Raw genomic sequence first — 19,923 nt, 5'->3', positions numbered from 1 at the left:
GAGCGTAGGCTGGATGAGTGAGTGACAGCCCGAACCTCCCTCGTCGCGCCAGCCTCGAGGTGTTGCGTGCCGAGGCCGCGGACGAGCTCTCTGTGCTCGTCGAAGAGCGTCTTCGCGACGGTGAGGATCCCTGGGCCTTCATGGAGGACCTCCCCACGGTCGACGAGTTGGTCGTCCTGACACTTCGGGCGGAGAACATCGCCTCCGACGGCGGTCAGCGGCCGACGCAGGCGCGCAATTACCGGGTTCTGCGCCAGATCGCGCTGGATTACCCTGCGCTGAGCCCGGCTGTGTGGCGACTACTCGGCAGCGAGCCACACCGCACCTGGGATCTGTCCGTCCGCGCGTCCTGACCGTTCCACGTGAAACATCGCCGTTCACCGGCGATACGTAGGCTTGGGCCGTGCCACGCGACATCCGGATCGCCTCTCTCGATATCCGAGCCTCCGATGACATCACGGTCGACGTCGTTGCCGATTCCCTCGCCCGTCGCGGTGTGCTCGGCGTGGTGGGTGTGGTGGCGGGGCGGACGGCCGCCCGGGCGGCGGTGAACGACGCCGGCGACGTCCTCGTCTCGATCGAGGGGCGACAGCCGACGGTGGAATCCGCCTCAGGAGTCGTCGAATCGCTCGCGGGCGAGTGGTCGGCGGACGTCACGCTCGAATCAGACGTGTGTTTCGTGGCGGCATCCGCTCGACCGGAGCCGACGCGCGACGCGGAGATGCCGCCGCGGCGGCGTGTGTACGTGATCGGCGGTGGCGTGACGGGGGACCCGGCGCGACGGCCTGATTTCGCCGCGCAACTCGAGGCCTCTGTCAGCGTCATCGCGATCGATGGGCGGTGGGTTCTGCAGGCACACGGGGAACCGCAGGACTACTGGCCGAGTGCGCAGCGTCCGGTCGTCGCCGTCACCGCTGTCGGCGATTCGCTGACGGTGGAGGTCTGGAGCCGCGACGCGATGCGCGGAGCGGTCGGGTCGCACGACGCTCAGATGCTCGGCATCCCGAATCTCACGTTCAGCTGGCAGGCGCGATGGCGACCGGTGTCCCGTGCACGCGGCCAGATCGCGAACATCGAACGGATGCTGGGGCGCGGCCGGCAGTCGTCGTCGAGCGCCCTCGGACGAACGGTCGACCGGGATGCCGCGCTCGCAGAACTCGGAGCGGAGCGGAACGAGATCGAGGAGACGCTCACGCGGGACAACGACGACGCACTGATCGACGCCGTTGTCGGAGCGTTCCGGCTGCCCACCGAGGTGGGCCGGATCGTTCGGGGGACCGTCGACATCGACGCTCTGCCCGGTGCCGAGCACGTCGAGCGAACTCCGGCCGGCCGGATGGTGTGGCGGCAGTTGCACCCGGCCCGCCGGGACTCGGTCTGGGCGCGATGGCGTCGGCGTTTCTCGCGTTGACCGGGTGAAACGACGAAGGACCCGGCGACCGGAGTCGCGCGGGTCCTTCGTGAAGCGGTGTCTCAGCCGATGTAGTCGGCGAGGTCCTGCTGAAGGGCGAACTTCGGCTTCGCACCGATGATCGTCTTCTCAACCTCACCCTTGTTGAAGACCTTCATCGCCGGGATCGACGTGATCTGGTACTGCATGGCGAGCTGCGGGTTCTCGTCGACGTTGAGCTTCAGAACCGTGATCTTCTCGGGGTTCTCGGTCTGGATCTCGTCGAGGATGGGCCCGACCATGCGACAGGGTCCGCACCACTCGGCCCAGAAGTCCACCAGAACGGGGCCTTCGGCGTCGATGACGTCCTGCTGCCAGGTGCTCTCGCTCGTTGCCTTGGCGGTCATATGTCTGTCTCCTTAGGGGTCGACACGATCGTGTCAGGTGGGAAAACGCGGCGGATGCCGGAATTGTTCCGCGGTCAGGCCGGGGTCGGCAGGCCGTCGATGATCGAGGCGTCCTCGGCCGGCGCCCCGGCGTCACCGCGGGCGGCGAGGTAGTGCTCGAGGTCGAGGGCGGCGACCGTACCGCTGCCGGCGGCGGTGACCGCCTGGCGGTAGGTCGGGTCGATGACGTCGCCGGCGGCGAAGACACCGGCGACCGACGTCTTCGAGGTGCGGCCGTCGACCCAGACCGTGCCGTGCTCGGTGATGTCGAGGACGTTGTGCACGAGGTGGGTGCGGGGGTCGTAGCCGATGGCGACGAACACGCCGTCGAGGGCCAGGTCGCGCTCGGAGCCGTCGACGGTGTCACGGAGGCGCACGCCGGTCACGGCATCCTCACCGAGCACGTCGATGACCTCGCTGTTCCAGACGAACTCGATCTTCTCGTTCGCCTTCGCGCGGTCCTGCATGATCTTCGAGGCGCGGAGCTCGCCGCGACGGTGGATCACGTAGACCTTCGAGGCGAACTTGGTGAGGAACGTCGCCTCTTCCATTGCGGAGTCGCCGCCGCCGACGACGGCGATGACCTTCTCGCGGAAGAAGAAGCCGTCGCACGTCGCACAGTACGAGACGCCGCGACCCGACAGACGGGTTTCGCCCTCGATGCCGATCTTGCGGGGAGCGGAGCCGGTGGCGAAGACGATGGCCTCAGCCTCGTGGGTCTCGCCGCGTCCGAGGGTGACGCTCTTGATGTCGCCGGAGACGTCGAGCGAGACGACGTCGTCGTAGACGACCTCGGCACCGAACTTCTCGGCCTGCTCCTGCATCTTGGCCATGAGGTCCGGGCCCATGACGCCCTCGGGGAACCCGGGGAAGTTCTCGACCTCGGTGGTGTTCATCAGCTCACCGCCGGCCTCGACCGAACTCGCCACCACGAGGGGCGACAGGTTCGCGCGGGCTGCGTAGATGGCCGCGGTGTACCCCGCGGGGCCCGAGCCGATGATGATGACCTTGCGCACGATGAATCCCTTCTCCATCGGGGCGAAATTCCTCGCCCCGACACGTCCAACCAATGCTAGTCGCGTGGCATTCCACGTCGCCTGGGGACGCGGGCCCGTGTCAGCGGCCGGGCAGGAAACGTCGGAGCGCGCGGCCCGCCGTGGCGAGCTCGGGAGTGCGGAACGCCGCGAGGATGGCGGCGTACACGACGAGGGTGGTGCCGCCGATGAGTGCGGCGCCGAGGAAGCCGAGGAAGCGGTCGGAGACGGTCCAGCCGTGCACGCCGCCGAAGAGAAGGAAGACGCCCCACCCGGCCGCCGCGGCGGGGACCGCCGCGAGCAGGAAGCGCAGGATGCCGCGGAACGCACCGCCGAGCCCGAGCGGGCCGATCTTGCGTCGCAGAAGTGACACGGCGAGAGCGAACTGCACGATGTTGGCGACGGACTGCCCGAGGGCGATGGCAACGGCGAGCCAGGTGAGCGGGAGGATGCCGGCACTCAGCAGGGCGGAGGCGGTCACGGCCGTAGCGATGACCATCGCGGCCTGCACCAGGGTGTAGAAGAACGGCGTGCGCGTGTCCTTCAGAGCGTAGAACGTGCGTTGGATGCCGAACTGGAACGACAAGGGCAGGAGAGCGACGAGATAGGCGCCGAGCACGAAGGCGAAGGCGATCGCCTTCTCGGGCGTAGGGGTGAACAGACGCGAGAGCGGCACGGCGGCGACGGACATGGCGGCGAGGATGCCGACCATGAAGATGCCGACCGTGCGGGTGAGGGAGGACAGGTCGGCGGTGACGGCATCCGTCCGTCCCTCTGCCACGTGCTCGCTGAGCTTCGTGTAGTAAGGCGTGCCCAGCGACAAAACGATCACGGAGAACGGGAGCATGAACAGCAGCCAGGCGTTCTGCAGGGTCGCTCCGGCGGCTGCGGGGCCCGACGCGGCGCCCACGATGTTGACCTGGAACGCCCCGGCGACCTGGCCGACGACGACCATGAGGAAGGTCCAGCCGGCCAGTCGGCCGATCTGGCGGAGACCGATGCCCCGCCACCGGAAGTCAGGCCGCACGTGGAGGCCTGCGCGTCGCCAGAACAGGAAGAGGATGCCGGCCTGCACGACGATGCCGAGGGTCGCGGTGCCACCCATCAACGCGATCATCCCCGCGGTCCAGCCCGTGGCGGCTTCGTACGTGCCGAAGAGCGCGATGAAGACACCGAAGCCGGCGATGGAGATCACGTTGTTCACGATCGGAGACCACGCGAACGGGCCGAAGACGCGGTTCGCATTGAGGATCTCGCCGACGAGCGCGTACAAGCCGTAGAAGAGCAGTTGCGGGAGGCACCAGTACGCGAGGGCGAGAGTCAGGGTCTTCGCCTCTTCCGTGAACTCGCCCGCGTAGATCTCGACCAGCAGGGGGGCGGCGATCACGGCGACCGCCGTGACGACCAGCAGGGCGAGCACGCCCAGCGTCAGGAGTTTCGACACGAAGGCGTCGCCCCGGTCGTCGTGGGTCTTCACCGCCTTGACGATCTGCGGGACGATCACCCCGGCGAGCAGGCCGGAGGAGATGAGCGCGAAGACGGAGTTCGGCAGCTGGTTCGCGATGGCGAAGGAGTCGGCCGCCTTCGCTCCGACGGTGCCTAGCGCGATGGTCAGGACGATGTTGCGGATGAGGCCGGTGATCCGGGACGCCATGGTCCCGGCGGCGACGGTGGCGCTCGCGCGGCCGAGGCCGGCCATCAGGCGGCCACCACCATCCGTCGGCGTCGTCGGATGGTGCGGACGACACCGAAGACGAGGAGGACGCTGACGAGGGCGCTGAGGATGATGACGGAGACCGCCTCCCATTCGGCACGCACCGAGACGCGGATCGTTTCACCGGGACCGATGTCGACACCGGCGCGGGTGCGCAGCTGGAGCTGGACCGAGGACTCGCCGCTGCCGACGAGGGCCGAGACGGGGATCGCGACGCGACTGGTCTGCTGGGCGCCGATCTCCACCTCGGTGCGGGATTCGATCACCAGGCGGGCGTCGCCCGGCGAGGCGAGCAGGTCGAGACGGGCCGGCCACGGCAGATCGTTGCGGACCGTGAAGACGAGCGGTGCGGACGAGCCCGCGAGGGTGATGGGACCGCCGGGGACGAGGGCGACGCCGTCGGTCCAGGTCGCGATGCGTTCGCGCTGCGTCTGGATCGCGGCATCCCACCCCTCACGATCACCGAGCCACGCGTTGCCGAGGAGTTGCAGCTCTGTCGCCCGTTCGGAGGAAGCGAGGAGCGAGGGATCCTCGAGGACGCCGGCGATGCGCGAGAGGCCGGTCTGCGCGTCGCGGAACTCGGTGATCACTGCGACGCGGTCGGCGTCGGGGGCGACGGAGGTCAGGGCGACGGCCGTCGGATCGGTGGCGAGCAGAGCGCCGAGGTCGGTGGTGGACCACGAGGGGAGCGCCGTCGCCGCGCGGATCGCGTCGCGGAGCGCCGCTTCGGAGCGGCCCGTCGCGCGATCCACGGTGACCAGGAGCGGGCCGGTGGGCGCCGTCAGTGCGGCGCGCGCTGTGTATTCCGCGAGGATGTCGGCACGTTCGGCGGCGTCTGCCGTGGTCGACGCCTGTGCGAGGAGCGACGAGAGCCCCTCGTCGTAGACGAGCAGATCGGCGCCTCCGGCGGTGGCGTGGGCCGCGGCATCCGATCCGACAACCGAGCTCGGCAGCAGCGTGACGGGGGTGTCGTCGGTGCCGGTCAAGGCGCCCAGGGCGGCGGCGGTCTCGGCGCCGGCCGTTCCGGTCGCGGGCCAGAACATGGAACCGCGATCGGCTCCGACGTCGAAGAGCTCGTCGAGAGTGGGCACCACGGGTGCGCCGGGAGTCGGGCTGGGGGCGGGCGTCGCTCCGCCGGCGCCGGTGTCGGCCTCGAAGTTCGCCGTGTCGAGGTACGCCGCGAACGAGGTCAAGCGCGCCGGGGCCGTCGCTCCCGCGCCGACCTGCGCGGCGAGGTCGGCATCGCCGTACTGCAGCGCGAAACGGTCGTTCGGAAGGGCCATCAACTCATCGAGCCACGTCACGGCATCGGCGGGCGCGGCCTTGCCGAGCGCGCGGATCGACGCGGTGATGGCGGGGTCGACGGCGAGGATCGCGTCGGTTCCGGAGACGGCGTCGAGCTGCTGCCGCAGATCGCCGTCCTCCGCCGTCAGTTCGCGAAGGGCATCGGCGCCGAGCGCGCCGGTCGCCTGCGGTCCTGCCGTGATCGGGACGACGACACCCGCACCGCGCACCGGCTCGCCCGTCCGCGGCACGACGACGACCGTCTGCGCGCGGAGGGTCTCGTCACCGGTGCGGTAGACGACACGAGCCGGGTAGACCCCGGGGCCGAGGTCCTGGACCGCGGGCTCGTCGGGGTCGACGGTGACCGACACCGAGGTCGACTGCTGTCCTGCGACGGCCGGCACGTCGGTCTCACCGACCGCGTCGAACGGCACCGCCGCCGCGCCGCGCTCGAGCCAGGAATCGACGGTGTCGCTGGTGGTCAGCGCGCGCGTGCCGATCTCGAACGTCGCCTGGCCGGCCGCGAGGGCGTCCGTGCCGGGGTTGCCGGCGGAGAGGGTGAGCGTGAGGGGGGCGGATGCCGAGAGCACACCGTCGTTCGCCGGCGCCAGGACCGCGGTGATCGCCTCGTCGTCGTCGGTACCGTCCACCGCGGCGAAGGCGGCAGGGGCGGGAGCAGCGAGGGCGATGGCCGCGCTCGCCGCGGTCGCCGCACGCAGCCAGCGCGGTCGGCGCGGCGGACGTCGGCCCGGAACAGGCGAGATGAAGGTCATGAAGAGGTCGATTCCCGTGCGATCCATGACCGCACCATCGGGAGCGATTCTAGGGTCACTGCCTGCAGAGCCCCTGATTGCGTGCGAGGGCCGGTTGAATGGGAGGGTGAGCGACTCCCGGCATCCCGACCCGTCTTCGATCGTCGCGCTCCGCGCGGACCTCGCCGCGGCGGGCTACACGGCTGACGCGGTGCGGGCGGCGTGGGGGGCGATCGCCGACGACGCGATCGGCCGCGGGCTGCTCGCTCCCGCCCGCCGGGGCCTCGCGGACCGCGCCGACGCGCTCGCGGTGCTGTGCCGACTCCTCTTCCTCGGTGACCCGGCGTCCGTCACCGACGTCGACGCCGCCCTGGCCACGGCCGGGGCGGCGGGCCTCGAGCGGCTGGGTCTCGTGCGGCTCGGCGCCGACACGGTCACCCCGACCGCGCTGCTGCGCCCGCAGGGGTACGCGGATGCCGGGGGTTCCGGTCAGTGGTGGATCGTGAGCGACCTCGACGAGGCGGCGCTCGGCGGCGCCCTGCCGACGGGACACGTGCTGGGGGTCGGAGGCGCCTCGCTCACGCTCGCGGGACTGCAGCTCGACACCCCCGCGCAGCGCGTGCTCGATTTGGGGACCGGATGCGGCATCCAGGCCCTGCGTGCTCGGCGGAGCGCACCGCGCGTCGTCGCCACGGACGTCTCGGAGCGCGCGCTGCAGTTCACCCTGCTCAATGCAGCCCTCAACGACGTCGACGGGGTCGAAGTGCGCCACGGCAGCCTGTTCGAACCGGTTGCCGGCGAGGAGTTCGACCGCGTCGTCTCGAATCCGCCGTTCGTCATCACGCCGCGCGTCGCCGGGGTGCCCGAGTACGAGTACCGCGATGCCGGTTTCGCGGGCGACGACCTCGTCGCCGCGTTCGTCTCGGGCGTGGGCGACGTCCTCGCCCCCGGCGGCACGGCGCAACTGCTCGGCAACTGGGAGTACCGGGAGGACGCCGACGGTCTCGAGCGCGTGCGGGCGTGGGTTGCGGCATCCGCTCACCCGCTCGACGCGTGGATCGTGGAACGCGAACGCCTCGACCCGCTCGCGTACGCGGAGCTGTGGGTGCGAGACGGCGGCACGACCCCCGGCAGCCCCGACTACGCGCGCCTGATCGACGCGTGGCTCGCCGACTTCGCGGAACGCGGCGTGACCTCGGTCTGGTTCGGGTACCTGCTGCTGCGGCGTACGCCGATCGGGATGCCGTCCCTCGCCCGCTACGAGCGGGTCACCCAGCCGGTGGGCGGGGCTCTCGGGACGCACCTCGGCGAGGCGCTCGCCGCGTGGGACCGGCTCGGACTGCTCGACGACGACGCGCTCGCCGACACGACCGTCATCGTGGGCCCGGACGTCACCGAGGCCCGTCACCACCGCCCGGGCGCGGAGGAGCCGTCGGTCATCGAGCTGCACCAGGGCGGCGGTTTCGGGCGCGTGCTGAACGTCGACCCCGCGCTCGCGGCCCTCGTGGGGGCATCCGACGGCGACCTGCCGCTGGGCGTGCTGATCGACGCGATCGCCGACCTGCTCGAGGTGGATGCCGGGGCTCTCCGCGCCGACCTGCTGCCGCGCGTGCGCGAGCTCGTGTTCACCGGGTTCCTGCGCTTGGTCTGACCGGCCGGCGCGCGGGGTGGGGCACACCCACCGGAGCCCCCGGCGACGCTCGGTAGGCTCGTAGGCATGCTGAACATGGCCGAGGGTCTCGCGCGCCTGGGCGCGCTCGCCGAGGCTCCCGTGTCGGCCGCGCTCGCCCGTGCGTTCGCGGATGCCGGGTACGAGCTCGCGATCGTCGGCGGACCCGTCCGCGACGCGCTGCTCGGCCGCAGGGTGAACGACCTCGACTACACGACGAACGCGCGCCCCGACGACATCCTGCGCATCGTGAAACCCCTCTCGACGGCGACGTGGGACATCGGTCGCGCGTTCGGCACGATCGGTGCGAAGGTCCGCGGCGAGCAGGTCGAGATCACGACGTACCGGGCCGACAGCTACGACGGCACGACCCGCAAGCCCACCGTCGAGTTCGGCGACACGCTCGAGCAAGACCTGGTCAGGCGTGATTTCACGGTCAACGCGATGGCGCTGCGGATCCCCGGTCCCTCCCTCGTCGACCCGACCGGCGGCGTCGAGGACCTCGTCGGCGAGTCGCTCCGCACCCCGACCGACCCCGACGTCAGCTTCGGCGACGACCCGCTCCGGATGCTGCGCGCCGCGCGCTTCGCGAGCCAGCTCGGCATGGACGTGCATCCGGCCACCCTCGAGGCCATGACCCGCCTGGCACCGAGCCTGTCGATCGTGAGCCCCGAGCGCGTGCAGGGCGAGCTGGTGAAGCTTCTCGCGACCGACGCGCCGGACCGCGGCATCCGTCTGCTCGTCGATACCGGCCTCATGGAACTGTTCCTGCCCGAGGTCCCCGCGTTGCGGCTCGAGGTCGACGAGCACCACCACCACAAGGACGTCTACGAGCACTCACTCACGGTGCTCGCGCAGGCGATCGACCTCGAGAGGCAGCGGCACCCGGGCGCGGCGCCTGACGTGACGCTGCGCCTCGCGGCGCTCCTGCACGACATCGGCAAGCCGGCGACGCGCAAGCTGGAGCCGGGCGGCGCCGTCAGCTTCCATCACCACGACGTCAAGGGCGCCCGCATGGCACGCAAGCGCCTGCAGGCCCTCAAGTTCGACGGCGCGACGACGGATGCCGTGTGTCAGCTCATCGAGCAGCACCTGCGCTTCTTCGGGTACGCCGAGGGCGCCTGGACCGATTCGGCCGTCCGACGCTACGTCCGCGACGCGGGTGAGCAGCTCGAACGGCTGCACATCCTCACGCGGGCAGACGTGACCACCCGGAACAAGCGCAAGGCGGGTCGGCTGCGCTCGGCCTACGACGACATCGAGACGCGGATCGCGCAGCTCGCCGAGCAGGAGCAGCTCGAGGCGATGCGCCCGGCGCTGGACGGCAACCGGATCCAGGAGGTCCTCGGCATCCGCCCCGGTCGCGAGGTGGGCGAGGCGTACCGGTTCCTGCTCGACATCCGCCTCGATGAGGGCGTCGTCGAGCCGGAGGTCGCCGAGCAGCGCCTGCGTGACTGGTGGGCCGCGCGAGCCTGACTCACTCGACGTCGTCGGGCTCGAACACGGCCTCGATCGACGCCTCGAACAGACGCGCGATGCGGAACGCGAGCGGCAGGCTCGGGTCGAATCGGCCGCGTTCGATCGAGATGATCGTCTGACGCGAGACGCCGAGCTCGTCCGCGAGGCGTTGCTGCGACCAGCCCCGGTCCTGTCGCAGCGCAGGCAGTGTGTTCCGCACCCTCAGCCCCGGCGCCGCGCGACGAGGTAGCGGACGGTGAAGCTGCCCATCGCGACGAGAAGGACGCCGATGAGGGCGATGAGCACGTCGATCCGGATGCCGGTGATGGCGAGGAACGCCGTGCCGAGCCCGACGATGAGGAGGATGTCCGAGAAGGCACCCTGCGCGGCCTTGTCGTACCAGGCGCCTTCGACGGACTCCTCGGGCCGGTCGATCGCGCCGCGCAGCGTGTTGCGATCGACCAGGAACGCCCAGACCAGGCCGACGAGCGCGGGGAGGGTGACGACCGTGAAGCCGATGCCCACGACGACGGGCGGGGTGGGGGCATCCCACATCGCGGCGGCGATGACGCCGACCAGGACGGCGAGGACGAGGCCGCCCGGGATCGCGATCGCCATCGCGGGAGTGCTGCTGCCGCCGCGGAGGCGTCCCCAGCGGGTGCGGTCGATGTTCGGCGCGGTCCCGTCGGTGTTCGTCATGATGCTCTCCCAGGTGTCAAGGTCCCTTTACTGTAAAGCAACCTTTACACGGCCGGGGCGAGCGGCGCAAGGGCCGTGTCAGAGGCGCCGGGCCGCCGTCAGGTCGATGACGAACAGGGCCGCGCCCTGGATGACGATCGCCAGGCCGTGTCCGCGGGCATCGGCCGCGCCCAGGCGACCGCCGAACGAAGGGGTCCGCGCGGCGAGGTGAGCGCCGGTCGCGACGTAGCCCACGTCGAGTGCCGCGTTCACGAGCAGGATGCGGCGCAGCATCCGTTTCTTCGGGACGGCCTGCTGCCGGCGGGTGAACGCCGCGAGACCCGCGTCGATGGCCCCCCACATCAGCGTCTGCACGCCGAACGCGCGGGTCCGGGGGACCAGCGCGAGCGCGCCGCCGACGAGGACGGATGCCGTGCCCCACCGGGTGAGGCGACGGACGACGGTGCCGGTGACGCTCTTCGCGGATGCCATGCGTCCATGATGCGGGAGCGGCGGCACCGTGGGGTCGTTCGCCCGTCACGATCTGCACCGCCGTGCGGCGAGTCGTGACGGGCGAGGGCCGTCTCAGGCGGCGCGGGATGCCGCGAGGGCACGACCGGCGTCGACCGCGGCCTGCTCCGCGCCGGCCTTGAGCTCGGCCGCGGCGTCGGTGAAGGCATCGAGCGCCGGATTGACGCCCACCAGTGTGAAGGGGCGGTGGACGACGGTGAGCTCGAGACCCCAGACGTCCTCGAACACGCGGCGGAGCCACCCGGTCGAGTGGTCCCAGCCCTCGCGCGGGCTGCCGGGCTCGTAGTTGCCGCCGAGGACGGTCACGAGGGTCGCCGGCTTGCCGCGCAGCGCCGTCCCCTGCGGGTCGATCCGGGGATCCGTGTAGGCGAGGTCGAACCAGGTCTTCACGTGCTGCGAGACGCCGTAGTTGTAGAGGGGCACGGTGAACAGCAGCGCATCGGCATCGATCAGCTCGTCAGCGAGACGCGTGCGGAGCGCGATCGCCTCACGCTGTCCGTCGGTCAGGTCCTCGACCGGCGTGAAGCCGGCGGTCACCGAGTCCCGCCACGCGGTCGCGACGATCGGGTCGGCGGCGACATCGCGCCGCACGACGGTGGAGGACGGGTGGGCGGCGAGCCACTCCGCCTCGACGAGGTCGCCGAGCTCGCGGCTGGCGGACGTGGCGGGCAGGATGCTGGCATCGAGACGGAACAGGGTCATGTGCTTCTCCGATCAGAGTGACTATGGAAAACATAGCGGCTTCGTGAACGCTAGCACGCCTACGATGTATCCATGGCCGATGATCACGACGCGCGACAGTGCGACGCCGCGGTCTCGCACGCGTTCTCGATCCTCGGCAAACGCTGGAACGGCATGATCCTCGACGTCCTCGGTGAGGGCGAGCTCTCGTTCTCGGGAGTGCGCCGTGCCGTCTCGGGCATCAGCGACGCCGTCCTGTCGGACCGACTCACCGAGCTCTCCGACGCCGGCCTGATCGCGCGCCAGGTCGAACCGGGCCCGCCGGTCGCGGTCACGTACGCGCTGACCGAGGCGGGGTGCCGCCTGGCACCGATCCTGACCCAGCTCGGCGAATGGGCAGACGGCAACCTCCTCCGTCGCTGAGCCTGTCGCCGCGCGGCAGCCCGACCTAGACTGGCCGGCATCGCTCCTTCGACGATGATCGGAGCCCCATGAGCTCGCCGTGGTCCGCACGGGTAGAGGTCGCCCCCGCCACCTCGCGCCTGCTGATCGAGCGCGCTCACGAAGAGCTCCTCGCGGGGAACACCGGGGATCCGCGTCTCGCCGACGTCCGTCCGCTGGTTCGCGAGTCGTGGCGTCGCTCGCTCGCCTCGGATGCCGCCGCCGAAGGCCTGCCGCGGCTCGACATGACCGCCGACGAACTCGAGGCGTACCGACGCGCGCACCCCCTGGCGGGTGTCATGGAGATGGTGCGCTCGCTGCTGCTCCCCGGCTCCGCAGAGGATTCCGGCGTCGTCGTCGCGGTCGGGGATGCCTCGGGCCGCCTCCTCTGGGTCGAGGGCGACCGCGGCATCCGCACGCTCACCGGCGACATGGGTTTCGTCGCGGGTGCGGATTGGGCCGAGGCATCCGTCGGCACCTCCGCGCCGGGAACGGCCCTCGCCCTCGACCGCGCCGTGCAGATCCGACAGGCGGAGCACTTCAACCGGTACGTGCAGCCGTGGTCGTGCACCGCTGCGCCTGTCCACGACCCCGAGACGCAGCGTCTGCTCGGCGTCATCGACGTCACCGGCGGGTCGGAGGCCGTGACCCCTCAGGCGCAGCTGCTCGTCGACGCCACGGCCCGCGCCATCGAGAGCGAACTGCTCGTCGGACGCCTGCGCTCCCGGGCGGCGACGCCCCGGCGCCGGCCGACGCGCCCCGCGACGTGCCCTCACGCGACCCTGCGGGTGCTCGGGCGCGACCGTGCCCTGCTCGAGACGGCCGGGGATGCCGCGGCATCCGTCGTCGAGCTCAGTGCCCGGCACGCCGAGATCCTGCTCATGCTCGCGACCCACCGGGAGGGGCTGTCGGCCGACGCCCTGGCGGGGCTCGTCTACGGCGAGCCGGCCGTCGAGACCCTGCGACCCGAGATGGTGCGGCTGCGGAAGGTGCTCGAGAAGCGCGCGCCTCACCTCGTGCCGCTGTCGCGCCCCTACCGGCTGCCCGCCGAGCTCGAGACCGACGTGCAGCACGTCGTGTCGCTCCTCGGGCGCGGTGCGCACCGGGTCGCGCTCGCCGCCTACCCGGGCGCCGTCCTGCCCGAGTCCGTCGCCCCCGGGGTGGACGCGCTCCGCGAATCCGTCCGCGCGACCCTGCGCGAGACGCTCCTCACCGAGGCGGGCGTGGACGTCCTCCTCGCCTACGCCGACACGGCCGAGGGATCCGAGGATGCCGAGGTGCTGCGCCTCTGCCTCGGGATGCTGCCGGCCCGGTCGCCGCGCCGCGCTGGCCTCGTCGCCCGCATCGAAGCGCTGGGCTGACGCGCTCCGCGGGGCTGGCGCGCTTGCGGGTGTCCGCGGATGCAAGGGATCCGACGCGACACGCCGGGATCGGATGCCGGGGCGCGGCGTGTCGCGCGAGATCTATTGCATCCGCGCGGTCGCCCCGCCCGGCCCGCGCAACCCGATGCAACCTCGGGCGGCGTAGCGTGCGGGCAATCCGATCCGCGGCGAGGACGCCGCATCCATGTCCGTCGAAGGAGACAGCATGACCATCGTCGAAGAGGGCGTCTCGAGCGCCTACGCCGCACCCGGCCAGCGGGGCTCGGTCGCCGAGTACCGTGCGCGGTACGGCCACTACATCGGGGGCGAGTTCGTCGAGCCCGTGAAGGGCCAGTACTTCGAGAACATCACCCCCGTCACCGGCAAGCCGTTCTGCGAGGTCGGCCGCGGCACCGTCGAGGACATCGACCGCGCCGTGGACGTCGCCTGGCAGGCGTTCGCGTCGTGGCGGAAGACGACGCCCGCCGAGCGCGCCGTCATCCTCAACAAGATCGCCGACCGCATCGAGCAGAACCTCGAGAAGATCGCCGTCGCCGAGACGTGGGAGAACGGCAAGCCCGTCCGCGAGACGCTGGCCGCCGACATCCCGCTCGCCGCCGACCACTTCCGCTACTTCGCGGGCGTCCTCCGTGCACAGGAGGGCACGCTCAGCCAGCTCGACGAGGACACGGTGGCCTATCACTTCCACGAGCCGCTGGGAGTGGTGGGGCAGATCATCCCCTGGAACTTCCCGATCCTCATGGCCACGTGGAAGCTCGCCCCCGCCCTCGCGGCGGGCAACTGCGTCGTGCTGAAGCCGGCCGAGCAGACCCCGGCATCCATCCTGTTCCTGTTCGAGATCATCGGCGACTTGCTGCCCGCGGGCGTCGTGAACATCGTCAACGGGTTCGGCATCGAAGCGGGCGCCCCGCTCGCCTCGCACAAGCGCATCCGCAAGATCGCGTTCACCGGTGAGACGACGACCGGGCGCCTCATCATGCAGTACGCCTCGCAGAACCTGATCCCCGTCACCCTCGAGCTCGGAGGCAAGAGCCCGAACCTGTTCTTCGAGGACGTCGCCAGCCGCACCGACGACGCGTACTACGACAAGGCGCTCGAGGGCTTCACGATGTTCGCCCTCAACCAGGGCGAGGTCTGCACGTGTCCGTCTCGGTCGCTCATCCAACGCTCGATCTACGACTCGTTCCTCTCGGACGGTCTCGAGCGCGTCGGCAAGGTCGTGCAGGGCAATCCCCTCGACCCGGCCACGATGATCGGAGCCCAGGCATCCAACGATCAGCTCGAGAAGATCCTCAGCTACATCGACATCGGCAAGCAGGGCGGCGCGAAACTGCTCACCGGCGGCGAGCGGGTCGACCTCGGCGGCGAGCTCAGCGGCGGGTACTACGTCGCGCCGACCGTGTTCGAGGGCACGAACGACATGCGCATCTTCCAGGAGGAGATCTTCGGCCCGGTGCTCTCGGTGACGAGCTTCGACGACTTCGACGACGCCATCTCGATCGCCAACGACACCCTGTACGGCCTCGGTGCGGGCGTCTGGAGCCGCTCCGGCGCCACCGCCTACCGTGCGGGACGGGCGATCGAGGCGGGTCGCGTCTGGACGAACACGTATCACCAGTACCCCGCGCACGCCGCGTTCGGCGGGTACAAGCAGTCCGGCATCGGTCGCGAGAACCACCTCAAGATGCTCGACCACTACCAGCAGACGAAGAACCTGCTCGTGTCCTACGCCGAGGGCGCGATGGGCTTCTTCTGAGCCGACACCCCATGACCGACACCACCTACAGCAGGGTCGCCGTCTCGGACGAGGCGGCGGCTCTGCTGCGCACCCTCACCGCGCAGCACGGACCCCTGATGTTCCATCAGTCCGGCGGATGCTGCGACGGCAGCAGTCCCATGTGCTTCCCGATCGGGATGTTCCTCACCGGACCGGGAGACGTGAAGCTCGGCGAGATCGACGCGGGCATCGACGATCCGATCGAGGTCTACATGTCGGCATCCCAGTTCGAGTACTGGAAATACACGCATCTCACGATCGACGTCGTGCCCGGGCGCGGCGCGGGGTTCAGCGTCGAAGGACCGACCGGGATGCGGTTCCTCATCCGATCCCGGATGCTGACCGCCGACGAGCTCGTCGCCTTCGGGCTCGCCTGACGCACGGCGCCCCCCGTCCGAGGGACGAGGGGCGCCGTGCGAACAGGGGACTCAGCCGTTGCAGGCTTCGCCGATCTTGCCTGCGGCGTCGGTGAACGCCGTGACGCCCGTGTTGATGTCGCCGGCGGCGGACTGCAGCGCAGCCTGGTCCTTGGCGTCGACCGCGTCGCTGATCTCGGCGAAGGTCTTCTCGAAGCTGCCCCAGGCCGTGGCGTACGCGTCGAACGCCTCGGAGACCTCGGGGTTGGTGATCTTGCCCGAGACGTCGTCGATCTTCCCGCCGATCTCGGAGAGGGTGTCGCGGACGGCGCTCGTGTCGCCGGACTGGATCGCGCTGTTGACCTCGCCGCTCGCGGCGTTGATCTCGCTCGACAGGTCGGTCATGTCGGACTGCAGGATGGAGCAGGCCTCGGCCGTGGTCTGGTCGCCGGTAGGCGCCTCGGCGTCAGCGGACGGGGACTGGGCGGCGGGAGCGGAGCTGACCGGCGCGGGGTTGGTGGTGGTGCCCGATTCGGCCGAGCCGCACCCGGTCAGGGCGAACAGTGCCAGCGTTGCGACGGCGAAGCCGGCGGAGATGGTGTGCGTACGTGACATGTGGGTCTCCTTGGTCTGCGGTGTGCGAGGACACGCACCATGACGACGCGCCCCCCGACGATCGACAACGGTAGCCGAGGAGTCCGAGCAGCTCGAACCGTGGACCGAGGGGTACTGCTGTGCTACGACGCGAACGAGGTCAGCGACCGTTCACCCGGGAGCAACCTCCCGGTCACGACCACTTGTTTGTATCGCGACGTGTCCTCTCCGATCGTGACCGTCATCCTTCCGGCGAAAGACGCGGGTCCCTACATCGGCACGACCGTCACGACTCTCGGACGCCAGTTCCAGGACCCCGGCCGGCTACGGCTGGTGGTCATCGACGACGGCTCGACGGACGACACCCGTGTGCAGGTCCAGCACTTCGCCCGCGACATGCCCCACGTGGAGATCATCTCCAATCCGCAGCCCGTCGGACTCGCCGCAGCCCGCAACCAGGGACTCGAGCGCGTGGACACCGAGTTCTTCTGCTTCGTCGACGGCGACGACTGGATGCATCCCGAGCGCCTCGAGAGCCTCATCGCCTCGATGCGCCGGCTGGAATGCGACTTCGTACGCACCGACCACGTGACCGACACGGACGGCCGCCGCCGGTTGATGAGGGCGCCGCACGCGTGGCGCGGACGGGCGGTGTCGCCGCGCGAGGCGATCCTGCCCGCGGACGAGACCACCATGGTCGACTACCCCTATGCCTGGGCGGGAATGTTCCATCGCCGCATCCTGGATCAGGGTCTCGCCCACTTCGAGCCCGGACTGTTCACGGCGGAGGACCGACCGTGGATCTGGCGGCTCCATCTGCGGGCGGCATCATTCGCCGTCGTCGACGCGCCCGCCATCCTGTACCGCCGCGGCGTCACGACCTCGCTGACCCAGGTCCTCGACCGCCGCCAACTCGACTTCCTCCCTGCCTTCGCCGAGGCGATCCGTGTCGTCGAAGACGACCACGACGCCGACAGGTTCCTGCCGAAGATCGCCACCACGACGATGTCGGTCTGCGCGTACCACCTGTTCCGCGCGCGGGCGATGTCGACCGCCGACCGCACGGCGCTGCGCAGCGGCATCCGCGATCTCCTCCGCGCCATTCCCGCGGACCAGATCGACCCCGCTCTGTCGCGCCTGTCGGATCGGCGACGCCGCATCCTTGCGCGCCTCGTGCGCGAGGTCCGCAGCGCATGACCCAGATCTTCGTCCTCAACTCGGCATACGGTCTCATGACGGCGGTGGCCGCGATGGATGCCGGTGCCCTCCCCGCCTCGTCGTCGGGTCGCATCCTGGTCGCCGTCAACGCCGCGATCATCCCCGAGGCCGGCGACGGCATCGTCGACGCCCCGCACCTGGCGGCGTTGCGGTCCCGGTTCGACCGCGTGATCGACCTCAACGAGCTGCTCGCGCCGGAGCGGCCGCCGCACTGGCGGGTCACCGTCGGCGAGGCGCCCGTGCTCGAGCGGCTGCTCCGACAGGCCTGGGGGATCGGCGACCACGCGGTCGAGCTGTTCCTGCAGAGCCCTCAGGTCGCGCCGTCGCGCGTGTTCATCGACGTCTTCATGGGCGCGCCCGTATCGATCGTCGGCGACGGTCTGATGACCTATTCGCCCATCCGCAACCGGTGGCCGCACACGGTCGCCGGTCGTGTGGTCGGCGTCGTCTACGCCGACACCGTCCCCGGGGTCGAGCCGCTGCTGTTCGCCGGCACCGACCGGTTGCCCGTCCCGGCGACGGCTCTCCGCGCCGTCGTCGACGAGGTGGCCGCCGCGACCGACGATCCCGCCATCGACGCGCTCGGCGATCTCGATCGGCCCGCGCTCGTCCTGGGCCAATACCTCTCGGCGCTGAAGCTCATCACCGCCGACGAGGAACTGCAGATGCAGTGCGACATGATCGACCGCGCGCTCGAGTGGACGCCCGGCGCGATCGTGTTCAAGCCGCATCCGTCCGCCGCACCCGCGCTGATCGACGACCTCGCCGCGCACGCGGAGAGTCGCGGCGTGCGGTTCACCGTGTTCCGCGGCGGCACCCCCGCCGAGGTCCTGGCGCTGCGAGCCCCGTTCGTCGGCGCGGTCGCGGGATTCTCGACCGCCCTCCCGACACTGCAGGCGCTGACCGGACTCCCCATCGCCGCCGTCGGCACCGAGCTGCTGCTGCAGCGGCTCACGCCCTATGAGAACGGCAACCGCATCCCGGTCACGATCATCGACGCGCTCACCCGCGCCGATTCGCCGTACCGGGGAGAGCGGATGCAGCACCTCGTCGACGCGGTCGGCTTCGCGATGCAGCCGGTGATCGCCGCGCACCTGCGCCCTCGCGCAGAGGAGTTCCTCACCGAGGCGCCCGCCGACGAGCGGCACCGCTACTTCGCCCGCACCCGGCTGAGCTCGCTCGGCCTGCCGGGCGGTGCCAGACCCGGACTGTTCGCCCGCGCCCTCGGGGCGCAGAGCGGCGCGAGTCGGATCACCGAGATCCAGCTCGCTCTTCGCGGCGCTCGCCGCCGCGGCAAGCGGGCCTGGAAGGCCCTTCGAGGAGGATGACCGTGGCAGGCACCGTCGAGACGATCGCGATCATTCCCGCCCGAGGTGGGTCGAAAGGGGTGCCGGGCAAGAACGTGGCGCGCGTGGGCGGGGTGCCGCTCGTCGTCCGTGCCGTGCGGGCGGCGCACGCGTCCGGAGCCGTCGACCTCGTCGTGGTCTCCACCGACGACGAGGCGATCGCCGCCGCCGCACGCGCCGCCGGCGCCCGTGTCATCGCCCGCCCGGCCGACATCTCGGGCGACACGGCGAGCTCCGAGAGTGCACTCCTGCACGCCCTCGACGTCCTCGCCGATGACGGCATCGCGCCGCGGGTGACGGCGTTCCTGCAGGCGACGAGCCCCTTCATCCCGGCCGACGCCCTGGGCGCCGGCATCGCAGCGGTTCGCGGCGGCAGCGCCGACAGCGCCTTCTCGGCACGGGAGAGCTACGAGTTCGTCTGGCGGCGGGATGCCGACGGCGCCGCATCCGCTCTCGGTCACGACGCGGCGCATCGTCCCCGCCGACAGGAGCGGGAGCCGCACTACGTCGAGACCGGCGCGTTCTACGTCTTCACGACCGACGGTTTCCGTCGCGCGCGGCACCGTTTCTTCGGCCGCACCGAGATCGTCGAAGTGCCCGAGGCGACGTCGATCGAGATCGACGACCCCGCCCAGCTGCGCACCGCCCAGGCGCTCGCTCACCTCGTGGCGCCCGCCGAGCCGATCGCCGCGACGGTGGTCGTGACGGACTTCGACGGTGTCCACACCGACGACTCCGCATGGGTGGATGCCGCCGGCACCGAGCACGTGAGGGTGAGCCGCTCCGACGGCATGGGCGTCGCGCTGTTGCGCCGTGCGGGGGTGCCGATCCTGATCCTCTCGACGGAGCAGAACGCCGTGGTGCGGGCGCGGGCCGAGAAGCTGCAGATCGAGGTCGTCCACGGCGTGGCGGACAAGGCATCCGTGCTGCGGCAGTGGGCGGCTGACCGCGGGGTCGACCTCGCCGACACGGCGTATCTCGGAAACGACGTGAACGACCTCGCCGCCATGGCGCTCGTCGGCTGGCCGGTCGCCGTCGCCGATGCGCAGCCCGAGGTCGTGGCGGCCGCACGCGTCGTCCTGACGCGCCGCGGTGGCCACGGTGCGGTGCGGGAACTCGCCGATCGTGTGCTCGCCGCGCGCTGACCGCACGCATCCGACAGTCAGTCGTCC

At 70.8% G+C, this 19,923-nt stretch carries 20 protein-coding genes; 11 read left to right on the top strand and 9 right to left on the bottom strand.

Annotated features, from left to right (window positions below; all coding sequences use genetic code 11):
* Positions 1-17: 17 nt before the first annotated feature.
* Positions 18-353, top strand: a complete 336-nt coding sequence (locus MRBLMI1x_RS02590; protein ID WP_018187792.1) for a hypothetical protein — start codon at positions 18-20, stop codon at positions 351-353.
* Between the two features lie 50 nt (positions 354-403).
* Positions 404-1,411, top strand: coding sequence for a hypothetical protein (locus tag MRBLMI1x_RS02585; protein WP_363455728.1), 1,008 nt, complete (start codon positions 404-406; stop codon positions 1,409-1,411).
* A 62-nt stretch (positions 1,412-1,473) separates the two neighbouring features.
* Here MRBLMI1x_RS02585 and trxA read toward each other — a convergent pair whose 3' ends face one another.
* The 4 genes from trxA to MRBLMI1x_RS02565 form a co-directional block, all read right to left on the bottom strand.
* Positions 1,474-1,797: a thioredoxin gene (trxA, locus tag MRBLMI1x_RS02580; RefSeq protein ID WP_018187790.1), complete on the bottom strand. Its 324-nt coding sequence runs from the start codon at positions 1,795-1,797 to the stop codon at positions 1,474-1,476.
* A gap of 74 nt (positions 1,798-1,871) precedes the next feature.
* Positions 1,872-2,870: a thioredoxin-disulfide reductase gene (gene trxB / locus MRBLMI1x_RS02575; protein WP_020097599.1), complete on the bottom strand. Its 999-nt coding sequence runs from the start codon at positions 2,868-2,870 to the stop codon at positions 1,872-1,874.
* An 82-nt stretch (positions 2,871-2,952) separates the two neighbouring features.
* Entirely contained in the window at positions 2,953-4,569 is a 1,617-nt protein-coding gene (murJ, locus tag MRBLMI1x_RS02570; RefSeq protein ID WP_018187788.1) for a murein biosynthesis integral membrane protein MurJ, read from the bottom strand.
* Positions 4,569-6,668, bottom strand: a complete 2,100-nt coding sequence (locus MRBLMI1x_RS02565; RefSeq protein WP_363455721.1) for a DUF6049 family protein — start codon at positions 6,666-6,668, stop codon at positions 4,569-4,571. The genes murJ and MRBLMI1x_RS02565 overlap by 1 nt, the downstream gene beginning before the upstream one ends.
* Positions 6,669-6,747: 79 nt before the next feature.
* Between MRBLMI1x_RS02565 and MRBLMI1x_RS02560 the strand changes: the two genes are divergently transcribed.
* Together MRBLMI1x_RS02560 and MRBLMI1x_RS02555 are read left to right on the top strand one after the other, a co-directional pair.
* Positions 6,748-8,271 carry a DUF7059 domain-containing protein gene (locus MRBLMI1x_RS02560; RefSeq protein WP_363455718.1) on the top strand — a complete coding sequence of 508 codons (1,524 nt, stop codon included), beginning with the start codon at positions 6,748-6,750 and terminating at the stop codon, positions 8,269-8,271.
* Between the two features lie 66 nt (positions 8,272-8,337).
* Positions 8,338-9,765: a CCA tRNA nucleotidyltransferase gene (locus MRBLMI1x_RS02555; protein WP_363455715.1), complete on the top strand. Its 1,428-nt coding sequence runs from the start codon at positions 8,338-8,340 to the stop codon at positions 9,763-9,765.
* Position 9,766: 1 nt separating this feature from the next.
* On the opposite strand, the gene MRBLMI1x_RS02550 is transcribed toward MRBLMI1x_RS02555, so the two are convergent.
* The 4 genes from MRBLMI1x_RS02550 to MRBLMI1x_RS02535 form a co-directional block, all read right to left on the bottom strand.
* The gene (locus MRBLMI1x_RS02550) at positions 9,767-9,967 is read right to left on the bottom strand and encodes a helix-turn-helix transcriptional regulator (RefSeq protein WP_018187784.1); all 201 of its coding nucleotides are present in this window, start codon (positions 9,965-9,967) and stop codon (positions 9,767-9,769) included.
* 2 nt (positions 9,968-9,969) lie between these two features.
* Positions 9,970-10,446, bottom strand: coding sequence for a hypothetical protein (locus MRBLMI1x_RS02545; RefSeq protein WP_336125384.1), 477 nt, complete (start codon positions 10,444-10,446; stop codon positions 9,970-9,972).
* Positions 10,447-10,524: 78 nt separating this feature from the next.
* Positions 10,525-10,917, bottom strand: coding sequence for a DUF6992 family protein (locus MRBLMI1x_RS02540; protein ID WP_363455710.1), 393 nt, complete (start codon positions 10,915-10,917; stop codon positions 10,525-10,527).
* A 93-nt stretch (positions 10,918-11,010) separates the two neighbouring features.
* Positions 11,011-11,658 (bottom strand): FMN-dependent NADH-azoreductase, encoded by a 648-nt coding sequence (locus MRBLMI1x_RS02535; RefSeq protein ID WP_363455707.1) that lies wholly within the window; start codon positions 11,656-11,658, stop codon positions 11,011-11,013.
* A gap of 72 nt (positions 11,659-11,730) precedes the next feature.
* Between MRBLMI1x_RS02535 and MRBLMI1x_RS02530 the strand changes: the two genes are divergently transcribed.
* The 4 genes from MRBLMI1x_RS02530 (at position 11,731) to MRBLMI1x_RS02515 (ending at position 15,614) form a co-directional block, all read left to right on the top strand.
* Positions 11,731-12,060, top strand: coding sequence for a winged helix-turn-helix transcriptional regulator (locus MRBLMI1x_RS02530; protein ID WP_018187780.1), 330 nt, complete (start codon positions 11,731-11,733; stop codon positions 12,058-12,060).
* Positions 12,061-12,128: 68 nt separating this feature from the next.
* On the top strand, positions 12,129-13,439 hold the full coding sequence (locus MRBLMI1x_RS02525) for a helix-turn-helix domain-containing protein (RefSeq protein ID WP_363455703.1): 1,311 nt from the start codon (positions 12,129-12,131) through the stop codon (positions 13,437-13,439).
* A 226-nt stretch (positions 13,440-13,665) separates the two neighbouring features.
* Complete coding sequence (locus tag MRBLMI1x_RS02520; protein ID WP_026302942.1) at positions 13,666-15,216, top strand: aldehyde dehydrogenase family protein; 1,551 nt, start codon at positions 13,666-13,668, stop codon at positions 15,214-15,216.
* Positions 15,217-15,227: 11 nt separating this feature from the next.
* Positions 15,228-15,614, top strand: a complete 387-nt coding sequence (locus MRBLMI1x_RS02515; RefSeq protein ID WP_363455699.1) for a DUF779 domain-containing protein — start codon at positions 15,228-15,230, stop codon at positions 15,612-15,614.
* Between the two features lie 51 nt (positions 15,615-15,665).
* Here the strand turns inward: MRBLMI1x_RS02515 and MRBLMI1x_RS02510 are convergent, their stop codons facing one another.
* Positions 15,666-16,208 (bottom strand): hypothetical protein, encoded by a 543-nt coding sequence (locus MRBLMI1x_RS02510; protein ID WP_018187776.1) that lies wholly within the window; start codon positions 16,206-16,208, stop codon positions 15,666-15,668.
* 198 nt (positions 16,209-16,406) lie between these two features.
* Between MRBLMI1x_RS02510 and MRBLMI1x_RS02505 the strand changes: the two genes are divergently transcribed.
* Genes MRBLMI1x_RS02505 through MRBLMI1x_RS02495 form a run of 3 tightly spaced genes read left to right on the top strand, consistent with a single transcriptional unit; the run spans position 16,407 to position 19,896 of the window.
* Positions 16,407-17,384, top strand: a complete 978-nt coding sequence (locus tag MRBLMI1x_RS02505; RefSeq protein ID WP_231370911.1) for a glycosyltransferase family 2 protein — start codon at positions 16,407-16,409, stop codon at positions 17,382-17,384.
* Positions 17,381-18,733: a polysialyltransferase family glycosyltransferase gene (locus MRBLMI1x_RS02500; RefSeq protein ID WP_363455694.1), complete on the top strand. Its 1,353-nt coding sequence runs from the start codon at positions 17,381-17,383 to the stop codon at positions 18,731-18,733. The genes MRBLMI1x_RS02505 and MRBLMI1x_RS02500 overlap by 4 nt, the downstream gene beginning before the upstream one ends.
* Positions 18,730-19,896, top strand: coding sequence for an acylneuraminate cytidylyltransferase (locus MRBLMI1x_RS02495; protein WP_363455691.1), 1,167 nt, complete (start codon positions 18,730-18,732; stop codon positions 19,894-19,896). Before MRBLMI1x_RS02500 ends, MRBLMI1x_RS02495 begins: the two co-directional genes overlap by 4 nt.
* Positions 19,897-19,923: the final 27 nt, after the last annotated feature.

Source organism: Microbacterium sp. LMI1x-1-1.1, from assembly GCF_040676205.1.
GTDB lineage: Bacteria > Actinomycetota > Actinomycetes > Actinomycetales > Microbacteriaceae > Microbacterium > Microbacterium aquilitoris.
This window is presented reverse-complemented; position numbering and strand designations above follow the sequence as displayed.